Source organism: Sphingobacterium sp. T2, assembly GCF_000814685.1.
GTDB lineage: Bacteria > Bacteroidota > Bacteroidia > Sphingobacteriales > Sphingobacteriaceae > Sphingobacterium > Sphingobacterium thermophilum.
In genome coordinates, this window is sequence record NZ_JXAC01000260.1 from 1 (window position 1) to 3,260 (window position 3,260).

The 3,260-nt window shown below is 39.6% G+C and carries 6 protein-coding genes; all 6 read right to left on the reverse strand.

Translation table 11 applies throughout. The features are described 5' to 3' along the window. Positions 1–106: 106 nt before the first annotated feature. A complete protein-coding gene (locus tag SD31_RS15695; RefSeq protein ID WP_156138378.1) occupies positions 107–514 on the reverse strand; it encodes a hypothetical protein in 408 nt (135 codons plus the stop codon). After that, entirely contained in the window at positions 501–1,112 is a 612-nt protein-coding gene (locus SD31_RS15700) for a DEAD/DEAH box helicase family protein (protein ID WP_197053734.1), read from the reverse strand. The genes SD31_RS15695 and SD31_RS15700 overlap by 14 nt, the downstream gene beginning before the upstream one ends. Then, complete coding sequence (locus SD31_RS20415; protein ID WP_262506652.1) at positions 1,090–1,224, reverse strand: hypothetical protein; 135 nt, start codon at positions 1,222–1,224, stop codon at positions 1,090–1,092. The genes SD31_RS15700 and SD31_RS20415 overlap by 23 nt, the downstream gene beginning before the upstream one ends. Beyond that, a complete protein-coding gene (locus SD31_RS15705; protein WP_052259083.1) occupies positions 1,224–1,823 on the reverse strand; it encodes a type I restriction endonuclease in 600 nt (199 codons plus the stop codon). Before SD31_RS15705 ends, SD31_RS20415 begins: the two co-directional genes overlap by 1 nt. A gap of 193 nt (positions 1,824–2,016) precedes the next feature. Further along, on the reverse strand, positions 2,017–2,637 hold the full coding sequence (locus SD31_RS13750; RefSeq protein ID WP_039054543.1) for a transposase: 621 nt from the start codon (positions 2,635–2,637) through the stop codon (positions 2,017–2,019). Between the two features lie 40 nt (positions 2,638–2,677). Then, positions 2,678–3,127, reverse strand: coding sequence for a restriction endonuclease subunit S (locus SD31_RS13755; protein WP_156138380.1), 450 nt, complete (start codon positions 3,125–3,127; stop codon positions 2,678–2,680). Positions 3,128–3,260 lie beyond the last annotated feature (133 nt).

Below are 3,260 nucleotides of genomic sequence, written 5' to 3' on the forward strand. Positions count from 1 at the left end.
CTTTCCAATTGTTAAGGTTACAAAGGCTTTTTTGTGATTTAACAGCCGTCAGATTTATCGGGGCAAACCACCATCCCTCTGAATCCGGAATGCTGGCCTGTTTTGTCTAAGCCCAATTCTCTTGGAAATGCTTGCTGATATCGAAGGCAATTTGATAAATGTTTTGGTCGGTTTTGGAAATCAGATTGGCTTTGCTCATTTTTTTCTTCAAGTCCACTTTCTGATATTCTTCCAAATCTTCCATCACTAAGTCAACTCCTCTATCCAAAGCAGATTTATTGACATCCTGTAGCGCCAAACGACCTTCATACAGTATCGGTACAATCGCACCGTCTTGTTCTGCCTCCACAATGGTGTAGGTATCGATAATACCCCCAAATTTTTCTGCGGTGTTCTTTTGCTTTTTCATCAATGGCGTACCGGTAAATACCACAAAGCAGGCATTGGGCAATACGCGCTCCATATTGACATTGAAGACCCCGTGCTGGGTACGATGTGCCTCATCTATCAACACAAAAAATATTGGGACTATCTGCCTGTGTGTGCGCCAAATTTTTAACGGCAGCATCAAACTTGTTGATAATTGTTGTAACTACAAAATCTCCATTACCTTGCAATAAACTTATCAACTGCTTGCCTGAACCTGCATTCAGTACATCAATCTCTACTTTACGTAAAGTTTCTGTGATTTGACGGTCCAAATCGGTACGGTCGGTGACAATGATGATTTGCGGATTCAGAATTTCCTGCTTTATCTTTCTGGCCAGCATAGCCATGGTCAAGGATTTACCACTTCCTTGAGTATGCCATACTACCCCGCCTTTGCGTTTGCCATTGCGAATGGGCTTGATGCGCTTCATGATTTTGTTGATGGCAAAAAACTGTTGGAATCGGGCTACTTTTTTCACCACACCTCCTTCGAACAAAATAAATTCCTTTACGATTTGCAACAAACGTTCGGGTGCGGCCAAGCCATATAATTGGATATCCTGAGCGGTAGGCGCTACGGGCAAAGCATATTTTTCTTCAAAGCTTTTTCTGTCTGCAACGGTTCTGATATCAGGATGAGCAAAAAGTTTATCCACCAACTCACTGGCCAATGGACGATTCACCAATTCCTGAATCGTATTTTGATATCGCTCGTTCTTTTTCCTTCCATACTGCCCAGAATTCTTCTTTGGTATTGGTAGTGGCGTATTTTGCTTCTGTCAGACTAAGTGCCATTAAGATTTGGCTATAAACATAGAGGTGTTGAATACCATTTTCTTGTTGATTGCGGATATGTTGCGAAATAGCTGTTTGATGGGCTCTTTGATGGTAGGACTTTTGCACTCGATAACCGCCAATGGAATCCCATTCACAAAAAGGACTATATCCGGTCTGTAAGTGTCCTTACGACCGGTACGCATTACCGAAAACTCTTCCGTAAGGTGGAAGATATTATTCTCTGGATTTTCCCAATCGATGTATTGGATGGTATGACTTTTCTTATCGCCATCAATGGATTGCTCCAAAGCCAGACCAAAAACCAAAAGATTATAGGTCTGATTGCAAGCCTGCACCAATCCTTCGGACAAAGGAACGTCCTTGAGCTTCTGGATAGCTCTTTCAATATTGGCTTCACTAAATTGGGCGGTTTTACGACCCAGTTTTATTTGATTGATATGGTGCAAGCGCTCCCGTAAAACATCCGTAAGGATAACATTACTTTCTCTCCCTTCGCGCATTGTTAATGCTTCCGCAGGTGATAGGTATTGATAGCCTAAATGACACAATAATTTAAGCGCCGGTAATTGTGATATATTGTCTTCTGTGAATGGCATGGATTAAGATATTGAAATATGTTTAACTCTAATAAATTCTCTAATAAATTCTCTAATAAATTACTTTACATTTAATTTCCTTATTGGCATTAAAATGCTTGGACGCTCTTTGAGCATTGTTTCTTTTAGTATCCCAACCACCATTGGAATTTGGGAACTACATGTATCTCTTTACGTGGCATATTTTCAAATTTTATTGATTATAAAATTTATCGTTGTTCCAATTTTTCGGATTGTTGATTATGTATTCTGAAATGCGTTGATAGGATTGTTCATCACGAATGATATGTTCCCAATAATTGCGTTGCCACAATTTGCCATTGAATGGTTCCCATCCCAAATTTTTAACCCCACGGATGTATTCGTTTGTGGACATGGTTTTAAACCATTGCACCGCCCGATGTAGGGGCGAACCTTTGTGTTCGCCCGAAACGGGTGGTGCATCGCCCGAAACGGTTGGTGCATCAATCGAAACGGTTGGTGTGATTATGGATTGGTTGGGGGTATCATAGGGGCAGACACGCAGATCTGCCCCTACGGTTACGACATTTTCAATGATACAATGGAAATGGTTGGGCATTACCACCATTTCATGGCATTTTTTGTCGGGGTATTTATTTTCTAATTCACGATACCATTTTTCCACCATCTGTCCTGCATCATTCAATATCATTGCACCATTCACAATTTCACCAAACAAACATTTCCTATCCTGCACACAAATGGTAATAAAAAACAACCCCGCCTGCGAATAATCATATCCTTTCAGGCGGATGGATTTACGGTGGTGAATGTTTGGATTGTATTTGTTCATATTATTTTCCTTTTTATTGGGCAGACAATTAGGTCTGCCCTTACAAAAGACGCTTTCTCCCCGTCAACAACTGCTGCATCAACCCCTTCTTCTGCTCTTTCAACTGCTTTGCTTTGGTTTTGAGCAACTCGATTTCTTTATCGGCCGTTTGCAAGACCTCTGCAATGGCGGTTTGTTCTTCGATGGAAGGAATAAAGAATTTCATTCCACATAGACCGTCAAAGGACAAACTGTCTCTTACACTACCTTGTACAAACATTGGAATATGCCCATAAAACCAATTAGTTTTTAATAAATAATATAAATATTCTGGTATTAAATTCTTTTGATCGGTTTCAAAAACCACATACATAGGACTTAGAATACCAATATCAAATTTTCTTAATAGGTCTAATGAACCAACATTTACACGAGACGGATTGTATGCAAATTGACCTTTTCTGATAATTTTATATGTTAGATACATCCGCACTTGCAACTTCTCTCTCAAATTGCTCTGCTTGATTAATAAAGCCCTTAGAATTCGTTACTGATAATACTATTTTTGATTTCATCCATTTTTATTTCTATCAGACACTTCAAGTTAATAATTTCTAACACTCTAATTGAGACTCCCACTAACC

What these genes read in the sequence shown, in the direction of transcription:
- SD31_RS20415 (WP_262506652.1), bottom strand. Translation starts at nt 1,224, where the DNA reads ATGGCACTTAGTCTGACAGAAGCAAAATACGCCACTACCAATACCAAA.
- SD31_RS15705 (WP_052259083.1), bottom strand. Translation starts at nt 1,823, where the DNA reads ATGCCATTCACAGAAGACAATATATCACAATTACCGGCGCTTAAATTA.
- SD31_RS13750 (WP_039054543.1), bottom strand. Translation starts at nt 2,637, where the DNA reads ATGAACAAATACAATCCAAACATTCACCACCGTAAATCCATCCGCCTG.